Origin of the sequence: Hungatella sp. SL.1.14, assembly GCF_024460495.1 — a bacterium.
GTDB classification, from domain to species: Bacteria; Bacillota; Clostridia; order Lachnospirales; family Lachnospiraceae; genus Hungatella; species Hungatella hathewayi.
On the sequence record NZ_JANFYJ010000222.1, the window covers coordinates 1 to 322 of the forward strand.

1 pseudogene is annotated in these 322 nt (G+C 29.8%); it reads right to left on the bottom strand.

Annotated elements, in window-relative coordinates:
• Positions 1-322, bottom strand: a pseudogene (locus NE473_RS30760) (hypothetical protein); the annotation flags it as partial.

The window sequence follows — 322 nt, forward strand, 5'->3', positions numbered from 1 at the left end:
TGTTTTCTTTAAAATATTTCAAACAAAAATCATGCACATTATTTATATAACGATATGCATTTCCCCAATTTCCACCACCTTGAATCAAAATCAAATCATCTTTGTTAATGATTTTACGGTATTCTTTAATGCCATTCAAAAATTGCTCTTCTTCAATTTCAATGCAATTGATAGCTTGTTTTTTACATATTTCAAACGTCGCATAAGTAATAGCATGGTCTCCTAGATTATCGTGTGCAGGAGTACCTATTAACCATACATTTTTTGTATAGCTAGATGTTACCTCTGGAATAGATTTAACACACTTTAACGCAGATATTTT